Origin of the sequence: Anoxybacillus sp. FSL W8-0104 (assembly GCF_038004465.1) — a bacterium.
Lineage (GTDB): Bacteria > Bacillota > Bacilli > Bacillales > Anoxybacillaceae > Anoxybacillus > Anoxybacillus flavithermus_G.
Genome location: NZ_JBBOQU010000001.1, coordinates 1,597,524 through 1,617,827 on the forward strand (window position 1 = coordinate 1,597,524; position 20,304 = coordinate 1,617,827).

Below are 20,304 nucleotides of genomic sequence, written 5' to 3' on the forward strand. Positions count from 1 at the left end.
TATTACGCCTCCCCTCGTGGTTTCGCTTTACCTAAATACAACGTGCCATCTTTTACTTCATACTCATAACGGTCTAATGGAGCCGGTGGCGGCGTATTTGGTACGTTCGTTCCGTCCTTTTCGTATAACCCATAGTGACAAGGACAGAAGAAACGGTTTGGATTGTTTTTGTCGCCGTTCCAGTTCACCGTACAGCCAAGATGTTTACAGATTGGTGATAGCGCAACAATATCCCCATTTTCATCTTTAAACACCCAAGCTGATCTTGGCTCTTCCGACTCGTACCACGCATCTTTTACTTTTACTTTAAAGTCAAAGCGCTGTGGCTCTGTCGTAATGTCCTTCACTTGGGCTACAGCAACCATATCTTGCCCAGCTTCTTCTTTTAAAATCGGATCTAAGGCGAAGCGCACCATCGGTGATAAAATGCCCGCTGCCATAAATCCGCCTACACCTGTTAACGTGTAGTTTAAAAATTGCCGTCTTGACACGCGATGCTTTTTCTCGCTCATCGTTTTCCCCCCTCTATACGAAGTTAAGTCCATCCGGACGAATTGTTATAACACATATATAAAACTAGGACAACCTAATGATATATCATGTTTCCATCAAGGTCAATATAATGATAGTGTAAACGCTATCTAATTTTTTAACGTCCATTTTGCCACTAACGCATCCATCACTTGCTCGACTTGTTGGCGCACGACTTTTTGCTTATATGTGTCATCTGCATGTTCAAGTGGAAGCGCTGGCACATAAACAAACGTTTCATCTGCGATATCCGCATGGGAAGTGATGAAACATACGTGTTGAAATCCTGCTTGTTTCAACATGTTTGTCCATTCTTGCACACGCGCTTGTATTTGCTCTTGTACGAAGTATGTTAACGGCGGAAATAGCATCACCCTCCCTTTAAATTGCCGTTCCACTTCATTTGCAATAAGCGATACATGCTCGCTCATTTCAGCAAACGCTTTCATATTTGTGCTCCCTATCGGTATGCACGGAATAAGTGCAGTGTCCACGTACTCCTTTGTTTGTTCATACATATCTACATCTTTTGCTGTCCATTTCATTCAAATCACTCCTTATGTTTCCATCTTACACGAAACTTATATGTATTTTTTTGAACATTTTGTGACAAATATATACATCGTAAAAAGCGTTGCGAAACCACGGGGTTAACGCAACGCTTTTAATTGTTCGGTCAGCTCGCGAAATTTTTGTTCATCTTGCTGATCTAGCGCCTCATCAATTAACCGCATAATTTTTTGGCGTTGAAAATGTTGAATCGATTGATGAACGATTGTTTCAACGAGTTGTTCATCTTGCTTGTTCGTTCTTTTTGGCATATATGGATTTTCTTCGAGTACCGCCACATATTGTGGCGAATGGAAAGCACCGCGAAAATTCAGCTGAATGTAAATATCTTCATCACGATTTAAACGAATGTCGTGAAACGATTTTTCTGCATCTGTCGTAACGACGTTTTGCTTATAAAATCGAAATGGCACATCGTCGACACAATGTGTTGACATCATCATGCCGCGCGGACAATATTCTGCATGTTCAACAAAGTGCACTTTTTCCATAAGCGTATCATGACTAAGTAAGTAGTTTAAAATCCACACACATTCACGACGTTTTAATTGATAATTGTTTAAAAACCAACGAACAAACTCTTTCTTCTCCCGAACGGAAACCATTCCCTTCCCCCCCTTGCATCCGAATGACAGCTTCATTCAAACTGCAACATCATATGGGCAACCTCTTCGTTTGTCGGATCGATACGCAATAGTTGTTCAAATATATCTTTTGCTTTCTCTCTTCTTCCCTCCTCAAATAAAAAATAGCCAAAATCATATAAAAAGTTTGGATCATCTTTAAAAAAAGTATATGCCTCTTCATAATGATTTAATGCCTGATCATACATTTCAAGCTTTTGCTTCGCCTTCGCAAGCTCCCACTCAAATTGTGGATCGTATTCGCCTTGTTCGATCGCTTGTTGAATGACATGTACAACGTCTTCGTACCGCTCCTCATGAAATAGTAAACTCGTCTGTATAAACAACGCTTCTAAATAACCTGGATCAATGTCAAGTGCTTTTTCAATGTACGTTAGCGCTTCCTCTCGTTTTCCGAGCTTTAATGCAATCTTTCCTGCATAGACGAGCAATTGTTTATTCCATTCATCAATCGTTAATCCTTCTTTTGCTATTTCGTAACTTTGTTGTATATCTCCTTCTTGTTCATACGATTTTGCTAAAAATAAATAAAGAGGTACATACTCACGATCGAGCGCCTTTAACTCGCTTAATTTTGCAATAGCTGTTTTATATGCTTCTGCTTGATACGCAGTAAATCCGTATTGAAATAACGTATGGGCATCGAAGCGTTCACTTAGCGCTTGTTCATAATAAGATAGCGCTTGTTCAAATTCACCAAGCAAGCTGTACGCTTCCGCTATGCGCTGGGCGATGACAGTACCTGCAATCGTTTTCGTTTTCGTGATGATTTGTTCATAATATAGCAAACTTTTTTCATATTGACCGTTCGTAAAATATAACTCCGCTAACGCAAATTGAACAAGCGGTTCGTTCGGCATTTTTTCATACGCTTTTAATAGTTTTTGTTCACTTACTTCTTCTAATCCTTGCATTTGATAAAGGTCGGCCATTAACAAACATGCGCGCACATAATATGGGTCATCTTCTTCTATATCCATCAACAATTCAAGCGCTTCTTCTTCTTTATCCATCTCTGTATATATTTCTGCTAAAAAGAGTTGTAGTTCACGTTCGTCTGGATAACGTGTAAGCAACATATGAATGAGCGATTCCGCTTCTTCTAACAATCCCCACGAAAATAGTTGGTCAGCTAACGTATATCGCTCTTCATCGCTTCCGTTTTGTTTTATTTGTTCCGCAAGCGCTAATGCGCGCTCCACATCTCCTTGTTCAACGAGTTGCACGATTTGATCTAATTTTCCCATCAATCTCACCCTCATCATTCGTATCGTCACGCTTTATCATACCATCGAACAAATAAGCATGCAAAAAAAGAAGCTGATCCGTCATGGAATCAGCTTTGTAACATGCGAAGATGATCAAAAAACGTCGGATATGATACTGCAATTGCTTCGGGATGCTGAAGGGTGACGCTTCCTTTTGTGATGCACGCTGCGATCGCTAACATCATGCCGATGCGATGATCACCGTAGCTATCGACAACCGTATTTTCTGCATAAAGCGGTGTTTTTCCATGAATAATCATTCCGTCTTCTGTCGCTTCGATATCGGCGCCAAGCTTCCGCAATTCGGACACAACTGTTGCGATGCGGTCCGTCTCTTTGACTTTCAATTCGCTTGCGTCTGTAATGATTGTTGTCCCTTCGGCTTGCGTCGCTAAAAGAGCAATAATCGGAATTTCATCAATTAATCGTGGGATGATATCGCCACCGATATGCGTTGCTTTCAGCGTCGAAGTGCGCACTGTTATGTCAGCTACTGGTTCGCTGTCTTCGTTGCGAACATGTTCGATAGAAATATCCGCCCCCATTTCAATCAACACATCAATAATACCTGTACGCGTCGGATTGATTCCGACATGTTTTAACGTAATTTCGCTGTTCGGGACGATCGCACCAGCGACTAAAAAGAAAGCAGCAGAAGAAATATCGCCCGGCACTTCTATATCAATCGCCTGAAGCGTTTGTCTCCCTGTAACAGAAACACTTAATCCATCAACGCGCACGTCTGCACCGAATGCCCGCAACATACGCTCGGTATGATCGCGCGATTGATGTGGTTCAATAACCGTTGTTGTCCCTTCCGCATGCAAACCAGCAAGCAAAATGGCTGATTTGACTTGCGCACTTGCAACAGGGGAATGATATGTGATTGGCTGGAGTTGTCCGCCTCGAATCGCTAACGGCGTGTAGCGTCCTTCCTCTCTCCCGTCAATGTGCGCCCCCATTTGTTTAAGCGGTTTTGTCACGCGATCCATTGGCCGTTTTGCGATCGAATCATCCCCGATTAAACAAGCATGAAACGGGCAAGCGGCTAAAATACCTAACAATAAACGGGTAGTCGTCCCCGAATTCCCGACGTTTAATATATGTGTCGGTTCTTTTAAACCTTCAATCCCTTTGCCTTCTACAATCACTTCATTGCCGTTTTGCGTAATAGTCACACCCATTTTGCGAAAACAATCAATTGTACTTAAACAGTCTTCACCTGTTAAAAAATTTGTTATTCGCGTCGTTCCGTTCGCTAATGCACCAAACATCACTGCGCGATGAGAAATCGATTTATCTCCCGGAACAGCAATTTCTCCTCGTAATGCGTGGATATTTGTTTTTAACTCCATTATTCCACCCTCTTTTACACAACGTACGTTTCATAATTCGTATTCGCTTCAATGCAACGTTTCGCTCGTTGACGGTCATCTTCTGTTTGAAAACTTAAACGAAGCACACCGTAAATATCTTCACGCGTTTCGATAATGCGAATATTTGTAATGCTAATGCGCTCTTTTGCTAAATAACCTGTAATTTCTGAAATAACCCCCGGGTAGTCTGGCACATCGACGTATAAATCGTAAAAGGAAGGGATCGCTCCTTTCGTTCGAACAGGCAACCCGTCACGAAACTGTTTTGCTTCATGAAAATAGTGATAAATGCGCTCACTATCCCCATCAGCAACATACGTACGAATTTTTTTCATTTCCTCGATCCAACGATCAAACAGTTGCAACAATTCCTCTTTATTATGTATAAAAATATCGCGCCACATTTCTGGATTGCTTGAAGCGATGCGCGTAATATCACGAAAGCCACCCGCGGCTAATCGGCTTACAAGTTCATCTTCTCGCTCATATTGTTGTGCCTGATGAACGAGGCTTGCAGCAATGATATGCGGAAAGTGGCTAATAACACCGGCGATGCGGTCGTGCTCCCTCGGCGTTAATGTAACAAAATGCGCTTTCGTTCCTTTAAGCCATTGTTTTAGTCGTATGACATCTTCTTCTTTCACATGTTCTGTTGGTGTTAAAATGTAAAAAGCATTTTCAAATAAATGGGCACGCGCAGCCGCCACACCGCTTTTATGCGAGCCAGCCATCGGATGTCCGCCGATAAACGCCACTCCTTTTTCTAATAACGGCAACGCTTGCTCGACAATGCGTTCTTTTGTACTTCCAACATCGGTTATAATGACGTGCGATCGTAACGGAAGATGAGCTAATTCTCGAAGCAATTGCTCTGTTTGAACGACAGGTACAGCAAGCACGATGACATCTGCTTCACGCGCAGCGTGAGCAAACGAAGGGACCGCTTCATCAATGACGCCAAGCGAACGAGCTAAACGTAGCGATTCGTTCGATACGTCATATCCAATCACTGTCGCGTCCTCATGCGCTCGCTTGATCGCAAGCGCAATCGAACCACCAATTAAGCCGAGACCGGCAATTAAAATGTTTCCTCGCAAAGATGCTCACTTCTTTCTTTCAACATGTTTGTTAACGCACGAATAACCGTTTCATTTTGTTCCGTCGATCCGACTGTAATGCGCACAGCTGTCGGAAAGCCGAGGGCGCATCCTGAACGAACGATGATCCCGCGCTGAAGCAAATACGTAAATACTTCGTCACCACTAAAGCCGAAATCAATTAAAATAAAATTCCCTTCCGACTTGTAATAGCGCAAACTATGCTCCTCACAAAATGAGTAAAATTGCTCTAAACCTTGTTTATTTTTTTGTGCACATTGTTGAATAAATGTTTGGTCTTTTAATGCAGCGAACGCAGCGGCTTGAGCAAGACGAGACGTATTGAACGGTTCACGCGCTGGTTCAATCGCTTGCAGAAGATGTTCATGTGCAATGCCATATCCGATACGAAGTGCGGCTAACCCGTACGCTTTAGAAAACGTGCGTAAAATCATCATATTTTCATATTGTTGAAGCAAAGAAACCGTATTCGGATAATCTTCCGCTTGCACGTACTCATAATACGCCTCATCGACAACAACGAGCACATGTTGTGGCACTTTGTTTAAAAAAGCGCGTAAAGATGCGTCATTCACATACGTCCCTGTCGGGTTGTTTGGACTGCAAATCCAAACGACGCGCGTATTATCATCGATCGCTTCAAGCATTGCGTCTAAATGATGATGTCCATCTTGAAGTGGAACCTCTCTCACTTCTGCCCCTTCGATGATTGCATTATGACGATATTGTGGAAACGTCGGCGTAGCCATTACCGTGTTCGTTCCTTTTTGTAAAAATGCCCGACAAATGATTTGAACGACTTCATCGGAACCATTTCCGAAAATAAGTTGTTTTTCACTAATACCAATGTGCGCTGCGAGCGCCTCGCGCAACGTTCGGCTATATCCGTCGGGATATAACGCTAAATGGTCAAGCTCAGCAATAATCGCTTGTTGAACAAGCGGTGAACAACCGTACGGATTTTCATTTGACGCTAGCTTAATGACCGTTTCTAACCCGTATTCACGTTTCACTTCTTCAATCGGCTTGCCCGGTTGATACGGTTTTAGTTGTTTCAGTTGTTGTTTCACTTTCATTTTTCCTCACCCTTTTCAATGGTGGTATTGTCAAAAGTTTTAAAGACATACCCTAAGTTTTTATTGATTTTATGCGGTTTTCGACAAAAAAAGCTTGCCACCCCTGCTGTTTTTGGTACGATTGAGGTAACCACACACCCAATCCAAACAAAGGAGTGACAAGCTTGTTACCTCAATTATTAATCAAATGTCTTCAAATAATCAAGACCCAATATCAAATCATTATTTATTTACTAGGTGTACTTTTTGGAAAGTCCCTCACAGACTGGGATGACGAAGAACCGGTGAATCAATCGTATCAGAAACTCCAAGTCGATGAACTGCCTGTCATCGAAACGCTTCCGCGTTTAGACTATCGTCATCTTCTTGTCGAATACGAACAACAACACGGAAAACCGTTGAAGCCGATCAAGAGGCACGCGAACACGAAAACCACGGTGCCTGATGCATTGACGTGTCCACAGTGCCAAGCGCCATCTAATTATGTGTACGCCAACAACGGGGGTAAAGGGCAGTATCAATGCAAAGTGTGTCGTTGCCGTTTCAACCATCGTAGCCGTTTTGCCAAACAAGTGATTTTTCGGTGCCCACATTGTTTAAAGGCACTCGAGAAAATCAAAGAGCGCAACGATTATTACATCCACAAATGTAAGAATGATGATTGCTCGTTTTACCAAGCAAACTTGCGACAGATGACACCTCAGGAAAAAGAACAGTTTCAACATGCGCCGTATGCCTTTAAAGTTCGATACATTTTCCGTGAGTTTCTCTTTGATTTTCAGCCGTTGGCACCGTCGTCACCGATACAGTCGAAGGTGGATTTGTCGCGTCTTTCCGTGTCTTCGCATACACTCGGACTCATCTTGACGTATCACGTCAACTATGGGCTCTCCGCGCGGAAAACAGCGAGGATCATGAAAGACATTCATGGGTTGTCGATTTCTCATCAGACCGTCATCAACTATGCCAACAGTGTTGCGCTGATCGTCAAACCTTTCATCGATCACTTTCCTTACGAACTGTCTGGTTCTTTTTGCGGCGACGAGACGTATATCCGCGTCAAAGGGTGCTGGCATTACTTGTTTTTTATGTTTGATGCCGTGAAAAAGGTCGTGCTGTCTTACCGGGTCTCTCCACATCGGGATACACTCTCTGCCATCCGTGCGATCGATGATGTTCTCAAGAAACTGCCGTCCATTCCTGAAGATTTGTCTTTTGTCGTCGATGGCAACCCGATCTACTTGTTGGCGCAGCACTTTTTCGCCCAACAAGGGATTTCTTTCGATGTCCGTCAAGTCATCGGGCTGACAAACGAGGATCCTGTGTCCGAGGAATATCGACCACTTAAACAGATCATTGAACGATTCAACCGAACGTTTAAAGGCAACTACCGACCGACTCATGGGTTTGGCGCAGAAGAAGGCTCGGTTTCCTTTGTCACACTCTTTGTGGCGTATTTCAACTTCTTGCGTCCGCATAGCGCGTTAGAAAAACGGGTACCGGTCGTCATCCCAGCATTAGAGAGCCTTCCGCATATGCCGGCACGTTGGGCAAGGCTCATTGTCATGGCTCAAGAGATGTTGACCCAACAAGCTGCATCCTAAGGACGGATTCGGCGGAGCGTACCCTTGACCATCCGAACCTCGCCAAAGGTAAAATCAGGATAGGGCAAGGGCTGCTTTCCTATGCCCTTCTTTTCTGCCCTTGCCCTTACTGACCGTTTTTCTCCTTTGGCGAGTGTTGGTCAAGGGCGAATCCAATTCCACTATCCTCTTTATTTTCCTTCAACAGGTAGACCATGATGACTTTTCATAGATTTTTTGACGCTACCTCAATGGTTCAATGAGCGAAGCGACATATTGGGAAAAAGCGATGAGCGCATGTTCGCGTGCATGCACGTCGTTTAATTCGTCTTGAAGCTGTTCAATTTTTTGCACAATAGCGCTACCGATAACGACACCATCACATATATGTTGAAGTCGCTCTACTTGTTCAGCCGTAGAAATACCAAATCCAACGACGATAGGAACACGGCTATATGATTTTACTTGTTGCAAAAATTCGTGCAATTCCGCTGGCAATGAATCCCGAATGCCCGTTACACCTAACGATGACACGCAATATAAAAACGATTGGGCTTGCGATGCAATCATCGCGATGCGCTCATGAGACGTTGGAGCGACAAGTGAAATATAAGGAATGTCATATGTGTCGCCTAATGTTCTCATATGCTCGCTTTCTTCAAACGGTAAATCTGGAATAAGCACGCCGCTCGCACCATTTTGTTGCGCTAAAGCAAAAAAGCGTTCTTCTCCTAATTGTAACACAGGATTGTAATACGTAAAGACAATAATCGGAATTTTTACACCTTTTTTTCTCATTCGCCCGATGAGTTCAAGCGCTCTTGTTAAGGTCATTCCATTTTTTAGAGCTCGACTCGCTGCCCGTTGAATAATCGGCCCATCTGCAAGCGGATCGGAGTACGGTACACCGAGTTCTAATATCGTTGCACCTGCCTGTTCAAGAGCAATAGCTAAATCGATCGTCACGTCTTCAGATGGATCGCCCGCCACGATAAATGGAATAAAATGTTTCATTTCCGTTCATCCCCTTCCAAATAGTTCATCACCGTTTGTACATCTTTATCGCCTCTTCCCGATAAACAAACGAGAATCGTTTCATGTTTTGAACGAAGGGGGGCGATTTGAAACGCTTTGGCGAGCGCATGCGCAGATTCGATTGCTGGAATGATTCCCTCTGTTTCTGCAGTCATTTGAAGTGCTGCAATCGCTTCCTCGTCCGTTACACTTTCATAACGAACGCGACCAATTTGTGCCAAATATGCATGCTCTGGTCCAACGCCTGGATAATCCAATCCCGCTGAAATGGAATACGGTTCAGTAATTTGCCCATGTTCGTCTTGCAATACGTATGTGAGGGAACCATGAATGACACCTTTTGTTCCTTTTGTTATCGTTGCGGCATGCTCCGTCGTATGCACACCTTTTCCGGCTGCCTCAACGCCAATACATTCAACATCATCCTCTAAAAATGGATGGAACATTCCGATCGCATTACTTCCACCGCCAACACAAGCAATGATTGTGTTCGGCAGTTTTCCTTCTGCTTTTAACATTTGTTCGCGCGCTTCTTCGCCGATAATACGTTGAAATTCACGCACCATCATTGGATATGGGTGCGGGCCAACGACGGAACCAATCATGTAAAAATGATCGTCACAATGCTCGACCCAATAACGAATCGCTTCATTTGTCGCATCTTTTAATGTACGATTGCCGCTTGTTACTGGAATGACTTGTGCACCAAGCAGTCTCATACGAAATACGTTTAATGATTGCCGTTTCACATCTTCTTCGCCCATAAATACTTTGCATTCCATCCCAAAACGAGCGGCGACGGTCGCTGCGGCTACGCCGTGCTGTCCTGCACCTGTTTCAGCGATAATTTTTCGTTTTCCCATTCGTTTTGCTAACAACGCTTGCCCGATCGCGTTGTTTATTTTATGGGCACCTGTATGGTTTAAGTCTTCACGTTTAAAGTACATTTTCGCCCCGCCTAATCGTTCTGTCAAGTTTTTTGCAAATGTTAAGGCGGTCGGACGACCTGAATATTCATACAAATGATGCATATATTCCGCATGGAACGAAGGATCGGTCAATGCTTCATGCAATTGGCGCTCTATATCAGCTAACGGACGCATTAATGTTTCTGGAACAAACTTTCCACCAAACATGCCAAAGCGACCACGTTCATTTGGCAATGTCAACATATTTTCACCTTCTGTTCAATTTGTTTTATTTTTTGTTCATTTTTTTGCTCGTTTTCTTCAATTCCGCTACTAATGTCTATACCAAACGGTTTATAGACTAACAATTGCTCAACATTGTTCGGCGTAATGCCTCCAGCAATGAAGCATGGAACACCTTGGCGAGTCGCTTCTTCCATGTAATACGGAACAACGCTCCAATCAAACGAGATGCCTGTTCCGCCCCACGCTCCTTTCCGACCGCTATCAATAACAAAGCCGTCCGCGATTCCTTTCCAAGCGCGCATATATGTCCACGCCTCTGGGGCATGATGAATCGCTTTCCAAACGGGGATGTGAAACGATTCTTTTAATTGTTTCACCGTCTGAACCGTCTCCATGCCGTGACATTGAATAACCGATAAAGGAACGTGTTCCAGAACAGAAGCGACAGAGCAAATCGTTGGGTGGACAAAGACGCCAACGATTTGTTTTGCACCAAGTTCAACGAAAGATAACCATTGTTTCACATCTTTCGGTTCGACCTTCCGTTTACTTTCAGCAAAAACGAACCCGATATAATCCGCCTTGCTGTGTGCAACAAGCTGTACGTCATGAAATGAGCGATTACCGCAATATTTTAAAACGGTCATACATACCGCTCCCCAAATAATTCATAAACGGCCACACCAACATCTCGTTTGCGCATAAGCGCTTCACCGACGAGCATCGCGTGAGCACCTGCTTGGCGAACAGTTTGTACGTCATCATATGTGTGAATGCCACTTTCGCTAACAATGATGCAATTCGGCAAAAGCGGAACAATTTGTTTTGTGACATGAAGCGATGTGTGAAACGTCGTTAAATCACGATTGTTAATACCAATCACTTTCGGTGTGAAACGTTTTAAAATCGCTTCAACTGTTTTTGGAGCGTGCACTTCTACTAAACATTGCAATCCCATTTCGTGCGCTTCTTCATATAGTTCATGCAAAAAACTCGGATCAAGCGCTTCACCAATGAGTAAAATCGCATCTGCCCCAATACGCACACTTTCGATAAGTTGTTTGCGATCAATAATAAAGTCTTTACGTAAAATTGGGATTTGCACGTGTCGTTTCACTTGCGTCACATACGAACGATGGCCAGCGAAATATCGTTCATCTGTTAAAACAGATACGGCATCCGCACCTGCCTGTTCGTATGAGCGGGCAATATCAACAACATTCACATGTTGTCGAATGATTCCTTTCGATGGTGATGCTTTTTTCACCTCTGCAATCAGTCCTAAAACACGATGCGGTTTTGCTAAAGCATCGTAAAACGAACGGCGTGGAAGTTGTTCGTACATTTCAGGCAATTGTAACGATGCCACTTCTTCTCTCTTTGTTTGCAAAATTGCCTCAAGCATACATCACACCTCGCAATCGTTGCAAATACGCATATGCACGCCCTGTTTCAATCGCCTGTTTCGCCATATTTACTCCATCGATTATATCGGTTGCCGCACCAGCAACGTATAAAGCAACGCCGGCATTTAGTAAAACGATATTTGTCGCACTTTCATTTGCACGTTGAGCAAATACACGTTCAATAAGGTTGGCGCTCTCGCTCACGCTACGAACGCATATGTCAGATAAACAGCCGCGCGGTAATCCTACGTCTTCTGGTGTGATGATGTGTTGAGTCATATGACCGTCTTTTAGTTCAATCAATTGCGTTTCTGCGGCGATGCTACATTCATCTAACCCATCACTGCTTGTGACAAACACCGTATGTTCTGTTCCGATTTGTTGTAGTGCTTCCGCCATGTTTCGTGCATCTTTTTCATTAGGTACGCCAATAATTTGCCTTTTTGGGAGAGCTGGGTTGACAAGCGGACCGAGCAAATTAAATACTGTGCGCATTTTTAAGCTTTGGCGAACAGGTGCAACATGTTTCATCGCCTCGTGATAAAAGGGAGCGAATAAAAAAACGAGCCGATGTGTACGCAATGCTTGCTTTGCTTCTTCTTCTGTCTTTGGCATCGGAATAAGGAAATGCTCGATCACATTGGCACTTCCGCTTGTCGATGAGACGGCACGATTGCCATGCTTCGCAACAGGGATATCGAGCGATGCGACAAGCAAGGCCACCGCTGTCGAAATATTGAACGTCCCTTTTCCGTCTCCACCTGTTCCACACGTATCAATGACCGGTTCGTCGAACGAAACCGTTCGCATTCGTTCACGCATCGCCCGAATAAAACCAACAAGCTCATCGACCGTTTCACCGCGAAAACGCAACAAAACTAAAAAAGCAGCTACTTGTTTTTCGTCCACTTCCCCGCTCATCATCGCATGCATCGCCTCATACGCTTCTTGTTCCGTTAACGTTTGTTGGGCGGCACATTTATGCAAAAATCGTTCAAACATGTTGTTCCCCTCCTTTAAATACGCGTTCTGCAAGCTGAATGGCATGAATTAAGGCGCTCGCCTTATTTCTCGTTTCTTTCCACTCCAGTGCAGGCGATGAATCGGCAACAACTCCAGCACCAGCCTGCACATATGCCACTTTATTTTTTAATACTGCTGTGCGAATTGCTATGCACGAATCAATGTTGCCATCGAAGCCGATATATGCAATCGTTCCCGCATATACGTTGCGGGCGGTCGGCTCTAACTCTTGAATAATTTGCATCGCCCGAATTTTTGGTGCTCCGCTCACCGTCCCGGCAGGAAAAGCCGCAAGGAGCGCGTCAAGCGGGTGAACGTCATCGCGAAGCGTTCCCGTTACTTTTGAAATTAAATGCATAACGTGCGAAAACTTCCCGATTTGCATCAATTGTGGGGTGCGCACCGTTCCATATTTGGCAACGCGACCGATGTCGTTGCGAGCTAAGTCGACAAGCATGTAATGTTCCGCTCGCTCTTTTGGGTCATGAAGTAACTCGTTCATAAGCGCCGCATCTTCGTGCTCATTTTTACCGCGACGCCGCGTCCCTGCAATTGGATCAATTTCAAGCTCTCTGTTTCGTACTTGGATCAGTTTTTCTGGGGAACTGCCAACAATAAGTTCTTCACTAAGTTTTAAATAAAATAAATATGGCGATGGATTTAATAGACGCAACAAGCGATATAGCTCGATTCCATCAATGGGCGTTTCGATCGCAAATCGTTGCGACAAAACGGCTTGAAAAATGTCTCCACTTGCAATGTACGTTTGAATGTTTTGAACCGCTTTATAAAACATTTGTTTGTCCATATTTGAATACACACGCTCAAACGAAACCGGTATATTCGGATCAACCATCATGTGCGCTTGCTCATCATAACCGTGAACGATTTTGCGTGCCAACTCATCTATTTTTCGACAAGCAGCCTCGTATTTTTCGGCTTGTTTTGCTTCATCATCCATTTCTGTTAAACGAACGTAATGAATGAGTAATAGCTCTTTTTTTACATGATCGAAGGCGAAAAGTGATTCACAAACGACAAAATGGACCATTTTCATTTGCAAATCGTTATACGCATGATATGGGACTTTCTCAATGGAAGAAATAAAATCGTAGCTAATATAACCGACAGCTCCTCCACGAAATGGGACGTCTAATGATAACAGTTGAACGTTTAAATGATGTTGCATCATTGCAAATGCTTCTTGTATTGTTGCTGTACACGCGAGCACTTGTTGATGTTCTTTCACAAAAAATTGTTTGCCGTCATCGCTTTCAATCGATACAAACGGGCGAATGCCGATGAATGAATAGCGCGACCAAGGGGACATATCGTCTTTGCTTTCAAGCAAAAACGCTGCCTCATCACGTAACGCCATCAATAGTTGAATCGGTTGAAGCGTATCTGCAAAAAAACGGCGTACAATCGGAATCGTTCGAAACTGGGAAGCTGTTTGTAAAAATGTAGCTATATCCATGATCGTTCTCCTTTCTTGGAGAATGAACATGAGGGGAAACGAAGAGGGAAACAAAAAGCCTAAAGACGGGCAGTCTTTAGGCGTACGTATCCTAATGATCCTCTGCTCCGCTCTCACTCATTCTCTACTCAACTCTTACTCTACTCAACTAGCTTATAAATCATCATATTATATGTCTGACTTTTTTGTCAACTGTAGATCTGGCCGAAGCTGGACGGCATCACGTAAATATATGTGGTGAATATCTTGCTGTGAGCGCTTCGTATGTACAGTCATCATGACGCGAATACATTTCGGCAATGCATGAGGAACGTTAATTTCTCGCATACACATAACAGGAACATACGTCCAACCATCGAAATGACGCAATGCCTTAGCTGGAAACGTGGCGTTTAAATCATCTGTCATCGAAATAAGAATGGATACAACATCTTCTGCATGTACATCGTTTTGACGAATCATTTCTGTCAGCAATCGCTTCGTCTCGTCTATAATTTCTCGTTCATCGTTATCATTTACCGTCGTTGCCCCGCGAATCGCTCGAATCACACTTTCCTCTCCCTTCTTCGGCAAACGCGTATAACCATCGCAATAGTTGTTCATCGCTTATTTGTTCAACACATACGGTTCCGATCTCTTTCATTAGCACCATACGCACCGTTTGATCTTTCGCTTTTTTATCTTTTTTCATTTTGTCGAGCAAACGTTCAGGCGATACGTGTGACGGAAGGGATGTCGGAAAACCGTAACGATGGAATAACGTCCGAAATGACGAATAAAAAAGCGGTTGATTGTAAAAACGCTCGCTCACAAAAATAGCAAATAACATGCCGAGGGCAACCGCATCTCCATGCGTCATTACCCCATAGCCGAGTTCACTTTCTAAAGCATGACCGAGCGTATGACCAAAGTTTAAATAAGCGCGAACCCCTTGCTCTTTTTCATCTTTGGCGACAATAGCTGCTTTAATTTCAATCCCTCTTTGAATCGCATATTGCAAACGATCGCCACGTAAATCATCTAGCTGTTGCACGTTCGCTTGTAACCAGCCGAAAAAAGCGCGATCATAAATTAAGGAGTGTTTCATAATTTCTGCGAAACCTGACCTCATTTCTCGTTCAGGAAGCGTATGAAGTAAGGAAATATCGTAAAAAACGAGTTCAGGCTGGTAAAAAGCTCCGATCATATTTTTTCCAAGCGGATGATTGATAGCCGTTTTTCCTCCAACAGCACTATCGTGCGCAAGTAGCGTTGTCGGTACTTGAATGAAACGAATGCCGCGCATATATGTCGCTGCAACAAAACCGGCTAAATCTCCGACGACCCCTCCCCCGAGCGCAACAATTAACGAATGACGATCGAGATGATTTGTTAACGCTGCCGTATGGCATGCATAAAATTGTTCAAATGACTTCGCTTCTTCTCCACTCGGAATAATATGCGTGTATACACGGTCATATGTTTGACGAAGAACATGCTGCACATCAGCTAAATAAAGCGAAGCAACCGTTTCATCTGTAATAATGAGTACTGCTGTCACATTTGGACAGACGCGGTCAATCATGCGATCAAGCATAGGTAATAGTTCATTTCCAATAACGACTTCATATCGTTTCGACGGCGTAGCGATGTGAATGCGTTTCATCATTAAAACTCCTTTGCGTACCGGCGCATCGCTTCGACATTTTCGATGATCAAATCGATGCGATCTTGTCCAAATTGTTCGACAATAGCATTCGCAATTTCCCATGCTACAACGGCTTCGGCCACGACGCTTGCTGCTGGAACTGCGCAACTATCAGAGCGTTCGATGCTTGCCGCAAACGGTTCTTTTGTTTCTATATCGACACTCATAAGCGGCTTATATAACGTTGGAATCGGCTTCATCACTCCGCGTACAACGATCGGCATACCCGTCGTCATCCCGCCTTCAAATCCGCCAAGTCGGTTCGTTTTGCGCGTATATCCCGTTTCTTCGCTCCATATAATTTCGTCGTGCACTTCGCTTCCAAAGCGACGTGCCGCTTCAAATCCGATACCGAACTCAACGCCTTTAAATGCGTTAATGCTCACGATCGCCGCAGCAATTTTTGCATCTAGCTTCCGATCATAATGCACATAGCTCCCGACACCAACTGGAACACCTTCAACAATGACTTCGACAATTCCACCAATCGAATCGCCTTTTTCTTTCGCTTCATCAATGGCCGCCATCATCTTTTTTTCCGCTTCTGCATCAAAACAGCGAACAGGAGATTGTTCTGTCACTTGTTGTAATTCCTCAAGCGATGTATATGCGGTATGTTCCGCCTTTACCCCACCAATTTCAACGACATGACTGGCGATACGAATACCTAATTCTGCTAAAATGCGCTTCGCTACCGCTCCTGCTGCCACCCGCACCGTTGTCTCACGTGCAGAAGAGCGCTCTAACACATTGCGCATATCACGATGACCATACTTTATCGCTCCATTTAAGTCCGCATGTCCCGGACGCGGACGTGTTACTTTTCGTTTCACTTCTTCTGTATCATCAGTAGGCGGTTCGATACCCATAATGTTCGTCCAATGTTTCCAATCGCGATTTTCAACAACGAGTGTAATCGGAGAACCGAGCGTTTTTCCATGACGGACACCGCTTAAAATTTTTACTTCGTCTTTTTCAATTTGCATGCGTCGCCCGCGACCATATCCTTTTTGTCGGCGCGCCAAATCTTCGTTAATATGCTCCGCTAAAAGCGTCAATCCTGCAGGGACGCCTTCAATAATGGTTGTTAATTGTGGACCATGTGATTCACCAGCTGTTAAGTACCGCAATTCTCTCTCTCCCTTCATCTCTTTAAAGCGATTATGTATGAATATAGCACATTTTTCCCGCAGACGTAACCCCTTAATTGCACAGAAAACGACCGAATTCGGCCGCAACTACATTTTTCGATAAAAAAACGTATCTTCTACTTCAAAACCGTATACCGTTGGATTAAAAATTTGTTCCGTGCTACCGACGAAAAAAATTCCTCCAGGGCGAAGAGCGCGATTAAACTTTAAGTACAATTCATGTTTTGCTTCTTCCGTAAAGTAAATAAGTACGTTTCGGCAAACGATTAAGTCAAAATTCGTATTGAATGGATCGGAAAGCAAATTATGTTTTTTAAACGTTACTGTTCGTTTAATGTCATCGATAATTTTATAGTGGGATCCTTCTTTGACAAAAAATTTTTTCTTCACGTCCTCTGGCACTTCTTGAAGGGAACGCTCCATATAAATACCAAGCTTCGCACGAGCCATAGCGTTATCATCAATGTCAGTAGCTAATACAGATACTTGCGATAATGGCATAAACTTAGATAAAATGATGGCCAATGTATACGGTTCTTCTCCAGTTGAGCAAGCAGCGCTCCATACTTTTAACCGTTTGTTTTTTTCAAGAAGTTTCGGAATAATTTTTTTCTCCAACACTTCCCATCGTTTTGCATTGCGGAAAAATTCAGATACGTTAATCGTCATGCGGTCTAAAAACTCATGATACAACGCTTGGTCATGATTCATCGCCCGAAAAAATTCATCAAAATTTTTAAATCCTTTCTTTTCATAGAGAGAAGTTAATCGCCGTTTCATTTGCGCTTCTTTGTATAGCGCTAAATCGATGCCTGTCTTTCGTTTCACGTTTGCAATAAATTGTTGATAATCACTCATACAAAAAACTCCTCTTCCTTTTCTTTCATACATACAGTATAACGAAAATGTGAAAAAACAGAAATAAAAAATAAAGATAGGCATGTGCCTACCTTTTTTAATATACCCACTCGTTCATTAGCTTGCTGTAGGAAACGAGTTCTTCCTCTTTGAAAAATAGTTGAATTTCGCGCGCCGCGCTCTCTTTCGAGTCAGAGCCGTGAATAATATTTTTTCCGACTGTTAAGCCGAAATCACCGCGAATTGTGCCGGGCAACGCTTCTTGCGGGTTCGTTTTCCCCATCATTTGACGAGCTGTTGCGATAACATTTTCGCCTTCCCATACCATCGCAAATACTGGACCGGACGTAATAAATTCAACGAGCTCACCGAAAAACGGACGCTCTTTATGCTCCGCATAATGTTGTTCAGCAAGTTCACGCGATACTTGCATCAACTTTGCACCAACAAGCTGAAAACCTTTGCGCTCAAAACGAGCAACGATGTCACCGATAACACCGCGTTGTACCCCATCTGGTTTGACCATTAGAAATGTTCTTTCCATGACGAATTCTCCACCCCTGATACGTTATGTATTGGAACTAAACTCCCTTGCAATTATATCATTTCGTACGCAAATTAGCAATATTCGCCATGAAAACGATTTAATTTTTTAATATTTTCGCTTACCAATATACTTTGCAATGTTATAAAGCGCGGTCCAAGCACGGTTGCGTGGCAGTTTTTGTAACGTATCGAGTGCTTTTTGCAAATAGCGATCCCCAAGCTCATACGATTTTTCAATCGCATTTGTTCGCTTAATCCCATCAATGACATCCGCCATTTCACGATTTGTCGTATGTTCGTTTACTTTCATAATTTGTTCTTTTACCGTCCGCTCTTTCATTGCATATAAAACAGGGAGCGTCACATGCCCTTGTGATAAGTCGCTTCCTGCCGGTTTGCCGAGTTGTTTTTCCGTTCCAATGAAATCAAGAATGTCGTCTGTAATTTGAAACGACATACCGACGTAATAACCAAACCAATACAATGTTTTATGCACAGCTTCTGGCGCTCCTGCTACGACCGCGCCAAGTTGGCAACTTGCCGCAATGAGCAACGCCGTTTTTCTTTTAATTCGTTGCAAATAGCGACGTAAATTTTGATCGAATCGATATTTATCACTAATTTGCTCAATTTCCCCTCGACATACTTCCACAATGGTGTTAGCTAAAATGCGGTGGGCAACTGGATCATCAATTTCGCACATTTGCTCAAGCGCCCGAGCGAACAAATAGTCGCCAACATACATCGCGAACCGATCGCCCCATTTCGCTTGAATCGTCTCTTTTCCGCGTCGTAACATCGCCCCGTCAATCACATCGTCATGGACAAGAGATGCCATATGAATAAGCTCGAGCGCGACAGCCACTCGCTTCATTTTCTCAAAATGATATGTACCAAATTGTCCACCGAGCAAAACAAACACCGGTCGAATGCGCTTTCCGCCCGCCTCAAGCAAATGTAACGATGCTTCATTAACGAGCGGATCAGACGTTTGCACGGTCAGTTTTAATTGTTCTTCAATTTTGTTTAAATCCCCGTTCAAAAACGAATACATCGCTTTTAGTTTCATTATGATTCACCTTAACATCCATCAGGTTTATGTCCGAGATGCATCGCTGCCACTCCAAACGTATACGGTTTCACTTGTACGTTTACAAAACCAGCCTGCCGAAACATATCCGCTAGCTCGTCCATTCCTGGAAATTCACGTGCTGACTCTTGCAACCACGAGTATTCTTCGTAACTTTTCGCAAAAATTTTCCCGAAAAAAGGCATGATATAACGAAAATACGCATAGTACAGCTGTCGAAAACCGATAAGCGTCGGTTGTGATGTTTCTAAACAAACAACTTTTCCGCCTGGTTTTGCGACGCGATACATTTCTTTTAATACTGTCATATAATCAGGTACGTTTCGCAATCCGAAACCGATTGTGACATAATCGAACGTGTTATCAGGAAACGGCAAGCTCATCGCATTGCCATGTACGAGTGTCACGTGCTGAAAACCGCGTTCTTTTACTTTTTCCTCCCCAACCTTTAGCATATTACGACTAAAATCGAGTCCATACACTTCACCGTTAGGTCCAACGGCTTCGGCTAACGCGATCGTCCAATCTGCCGTTCCACAACATACATCGAGCGCTTTCGTTCCTTTTTGTACGTTCATTCGTTTCATCGTATCTTTCCGCCATGCGACATGACGTTTAAAGCTAATAACAGAATTCATCCGATCGTAATGATCAGAAATTTTTTCGAACACGCGATGCACACGTTCTTCCTTCGATTGTTGCATAAAATCC

21 protein-coding genes are annotated in these 20,304 nt (G+C 43.5%); 1 reads left to right on the forward strand and 20 read right to left on the reverse strand.

Annotation, left to right across the window (positions count from 1 at the left end; genetic code table 11):
• Positions 1-2 precede the first annotated feature (2 nt).
• The 7 genes from NST18_RS08410 to hisC all read right to left on the reverse strand — a co-directional run bounded on the left by NST18_RS08410 (position 3) and on the right by hisC (position 6,583).
• A complete protein-coding gene (locus tag NST18_RS08410; RefSeq protein ID WP_004889888.1) occupies positions 3-512 on the reverse strand; it encodes a ubiquinol-cytochrome c reductase iron-sulfur subunit in 510 nt (169 codons plus the stop codon).
• Between the two features lie 129 nt (positions 513-641).
• Entirely contained in the window at positions 642-1,076 is a 435-nt protein-coding gene (locus NST18_RS08415) for a YpiF family protein (protein WP_004889887.1), read from the reverse strand.
• Between the two features lie 105 nt (positions 1,077-1,181).
• Positions 1,182-1,706 (reverse strand): ReoY family proteolytic degradation factor, encoded by a 525-nt coding sequence (locus NST18_RS08420; protein WP_004889884.1) that lies wholly within the window; start codon positions 1,704-1,706, stop codon positions 1,182-1,184.
• 32 nt (positions 1,707-1,738) lie between these two features.
• Entirely contained in the window at positions 1,739-2,992 is a 1,254-nt protein-coding gene (locus NST18_RS08425; protein ID WP_004889881.1) for a tetratricopeptide repeat protein, read from the reverse strand.
• Positions 2,993-3,081: 89 nt separating this feature from the next.
• Positions 3,082-4,368: a 3-phosphoshikimate 1-carboxyvinyltransferase gene (gene aroA, locus NST18_RS08430; protein WP_004889877.1), complete on the reverse strand. Its 1,287-nt coding sequence runs from the start codon at positions 4,366-4,368 to the stop codon at positions 3,082-3,084.
• Positions 4,369-4,382: 14 nt separating this feature from the next.
• Complete coding sequence (locus NST18_RS08435) at positions 4,383-5,486, reverse strand: prephenate dehydrogenase (protein WP_004889876.1); 1,104 nt, start codon at positions 5,484-5,486, stop codon at positions 4,383-4,385.
• The gene (gene hisC, locus NST18_RS08440) at positions 5,468-6,583 is read right to left on the reverse strand and encodes a histidinol-phosphate transaminase (RefSeq protein ID WP_004889873.1); all 1,116 of its coding nucleotides are present in this window, start codon (positions 6,581-6,583) and stop codon (positions 5,468-5,470) included. Before hisC ends, NST18_RS08435 begins: the two co-directional genes overlap by 19 nt.
• 164 nt (positions 6,584-6,747) lie before the next feature.
• Between hisC and NST18_RS08445 the strand changes: the two genes are divergently transcribed.
• The gene (locus NST18_RS08445) at positions 6,748-8,187 is read left to right on the forward strand and encodes a DDE-type integrase/transposase/recombinase (protein WP_064214575.1); all 1,440 of its coding nucleotides are present in this window, start codon (positions 6,748-6,750) and stop codon (positions 8,185-8,187) included.
• Positions 8,188-8,409: 222 nt separating this feature from the next.
• On the opposite strand, the gene trpA is transcribed toward NST18_RS08445, so the two are convergent.
• The 13 genes from trpA to NST18_RS08510 all read right to left on the reverse strand — a co-directional run bounded on the left by trpA (position 8,410) and on the right by NST18_RS08510 (position 20,297).
• Positions 8,410-9,180 (reverse strand): tryptophan synthase subunit alpha, encoded by a 771-nt coding sequence (trpA, locus tag NST18_RS08450; protein ID WP_340721355.1) that lies wholly within the window; start codon positions 9,178-9,180, stop codon positions 8,410-8,412.
• Entirely contained in the window at positions 9,177-10,373 is a 1,197-nt protein-coding gene (gene trpB / locus NST18_RS08455) for a tryptophan synthase subunit beta (protein ID WP_004889865.1), read from the reverse strand. The genes trpA and trpB overlap by 4 nt, the downstream gene beginning before the upstream one ends.
• Positions 10,367-11,002, reverse strand: a complete 636-nt coding sequence (locus tag NST18_RS08460) for a phosphoribosylanthranilate isomerase (RefSeq protein WP_004889863.1) — start codon at positions 11,000-11,002, stop codon at positions 10,367-10,369. Before NST18_RS08460 ends, trpB begins: the two co-directional genes overlap by 7 nt.
• Entirely contained in the window at positions 10,999-11,760 is a 762-nt protein-coding gene (gene trpC / locus NST18_RS08465; RefSeq protein ID WP_004889861.1) for an indole-3-glycerol phosphate synthase TrpC, read from the reverse strand. The genes NST18_RS08460 and trpC overlap by 4 nt, the downstream gene beginning before the upstream one ends.
• Positions 11,753-12,763: an anthranilate phosphoribosyltransferase gene (gene trpD / locus NST18_RS08470; protein WP_004889858.1), complete on the reverse strand. Its 1,011-nt coding sequence runs from the start codon at positions 12,761-12,763 to the stop codon at positions 11,753-11,755. Before trpD ends, trpC begins: the two co-directional genes overlap by 8 nt.
• Positions 12,756-14,261, reverse strand: coding sequence for an anthranilate synthase component I (gene trpE / locus NST18_RS08475; protein ID WP_004889855.1), 1,506 nt, complete (start codon positions 14,259-14,261; stop codon positions 12,756-12,758). Before trpE ends, trpD begins: the two co-directional genes overlap by 8 nt.
• A 168-nt stretch (positions 14,262-14,429) precedes the next feature.
• A complete protein-coding gene (gene aroH, locus NST18_RS08480) occupies positions 14,430-14,810 on the reverse strand; it encodes a chorismate mutase (protein WP_004889854.1) in 381 nt (126 codons plus the stop codon).
• A complete protein-coding gene (gene aroB, locus NST18_RS08485) occupies positions 14,773-15,909 on the reverse strand; it encodes a 3-dehydroquinate synthase (protein ID WP_004889853.1) in 1,137 nt (378 codons plus the stop codon). Before aroB ends, aroH begins: the two co-directional genes overlap by 38 nt.
• On the reverse strand, positions 15,909-17,078 hold the full coding sequence (gene aroC / locus NST18_RS08490) for a chorismate synthase (RefSeq protein ID WP_340721356.1): 1,170 nt from the start codon (positions 17,076-17,078) through the stop codon (positions 15,909-15,911). The genes aroB and aroC overlap by 1 nt, the downstream gene beginning before the upstream one ends.
• 108 nt (positions 17,079-17,186) lie before the next feature.
• Complete coding sequence (locus tag NST18_RS08495) at positions 17,187-17,957, reverse strand: CheR family methyltransferase (protein WP_340721357.1); 771 nt, start codon at positions 17,955-17,957, stop codon at positions 17,187-17,189.
• A 97-nt stretch (positions 17,958-18,054) separates the two neighbouring features.
• Positions 18,055-18,501, reverse strand: a complete 447-nt coding sequence (gene ndk / locus NST18_RS08500; protein WP_004889845.1) for a nucleoside-diphosphate kinase — start codon at positions 18,499-18,501, stop codon at positions 18,055-18,057.
• Between the two features lie 108 nt (positions 18,502-18,609).
• On the reverse strand, positions 18,610-19,572 hold the full coding sequence (hepT, locus tag NST18_RS08505) for a heptaprenyl diphosphate synthase component II (protein ID WP_004889843.1): 963 nt from the start codon (positions 19,570-19,572) through the stop codon (positions 18,610-18,612).
• An 11-nt stretch (positions 19,573-19,583) separates the two neighbouring features.
• A complete protein-coding gene (locus NST18_RS08510) occupies positions 19,584-20,297 on the reverse strand; it encodes a demethylmenaquinone methyltransferase (RefSeq protein ID WP_004889842.1) in 714 nt (237 codons plus the stop codon).
• Positions 20,298-20,304: the final 7 nt, after the last annotated feature.

Excerpts from the sequence above, each read along its gene's own strand:
- trpB (WP_004889865.1), bottom strand. The coding sequence starts at position 10,373 with ATGTTGACATTGCCAAATGAACGTGGTCGCTTTGGCATGTTTGGTGGA.
- ndk (WP_004889845.1), bottom strand. The coding sequence starts at position 18,501 with ATGGAAAGAACATTTCTAATGGTCAAACCAGATGGGGTACAACGCGGT.
- NST18_RS08420 (WP_004889884.1), bottom strand. The coding sequence starts at position 1,706 with ATGGTTTCCGTTCGGGAGAAGAAAGAGTTTGTTCGTTGGTTTTTAAAC.
- NST18_RS08460 (WP_004889863.1), bottom strand. The coding sequence starts at position 11,002 with ATGACCGTTTTAAAATATTGCGGTAATCGCTCATTTCATGACGTACAG.
- hisC (WP_004889873.1), bottom strand. The coding sequence starts at position 6,583 with ATGAAAGTGAAACAACAACTGAAACAACTAAAACCGTATCAACCGGGC.
- NST18_RS08510 (WP_004889842.1), bottom strand. The coding sequence starts at position 20,297 with ATGCAACAATCGAAGGAAGAACGTGTGCATCGCGTGTTCGAAAAAATT.
- trpA (WP_340721355.1), bottom strand. The coding sequence starts at position 9,180 with ATGAAACATTTTATTCCATTTATCGTGGCGGGCGATCCATCTGAAGAC.
- NST18_RS08415 (WP_004889887.1), bottom strand. The coding sequence starts at position 1,076 with ATGAAATGGACAGCAAAAGATGTAGATATGTATGAACAAACAAAGGAG.
- trpD (WP_004889858.1), bottom strand. The coding sequence starts at position 12,763 with ATGTTTGAACGATTTTTGCATAAATGTGCCGCCCAACAAACGTTAACG.
- NST18_RS08425 (WP_004889881.1), bottom strand. The coding sequence starts at position 2,992 with ATGGGAAAATTAGATCAAATCGTGCAACTCGTTGAACAAGGAGATGTG.
- aroB (WP_004889853.1), bottom strand. The coding sequence starts at position 15,909 with ATGATGAAACGCATTCACATCGCTACGCCGTCGAAACGATATGAAGTC.
- NST18_RS08495 (WP_340721357.1), bottom strand. The coding sequence starts at position 17,957 with ATGAGTGATTATCAACAATTTATTGCAAACGTGAAACGAAAGACAGGC.
- hepT (WP_004889843.1), bottom strand. The coding sequence starts at position 19,572 with ATGAAACTAAAAGCGATGTATTCGTTTTTGAACGGGGATTTAAACAAA.
- trpE (WP_004889855.1), bottom strand. The coding sequence starts at position 14,261 with ATGGATATAGCTACATTTTTACAAACAGCTTCCCAGTTTCGAACGATT.
- aroA (WP_004889877.1), bottom strand. The coding sequence starts at position 4,368 with ATGGAGTTAAAAACAAATATCCACGCATTACGAGGAGAAATTGCTGTT.
- NST18_RS08410 (WP_004889888.1), bottom strand. The coding sequence starts at position 512 with ATGAGCGAGAAAAAGCATCGCGTGTCAAGACGGCAATTTTTAAACTAC.
- trpC (WP_004889861.1), bottom strand. The coding sequence starts at position 11,760 with ATGCTTGAGGCAATTTTGCAAACAAAGAGAGAAGAAGTGGCATCGTTA.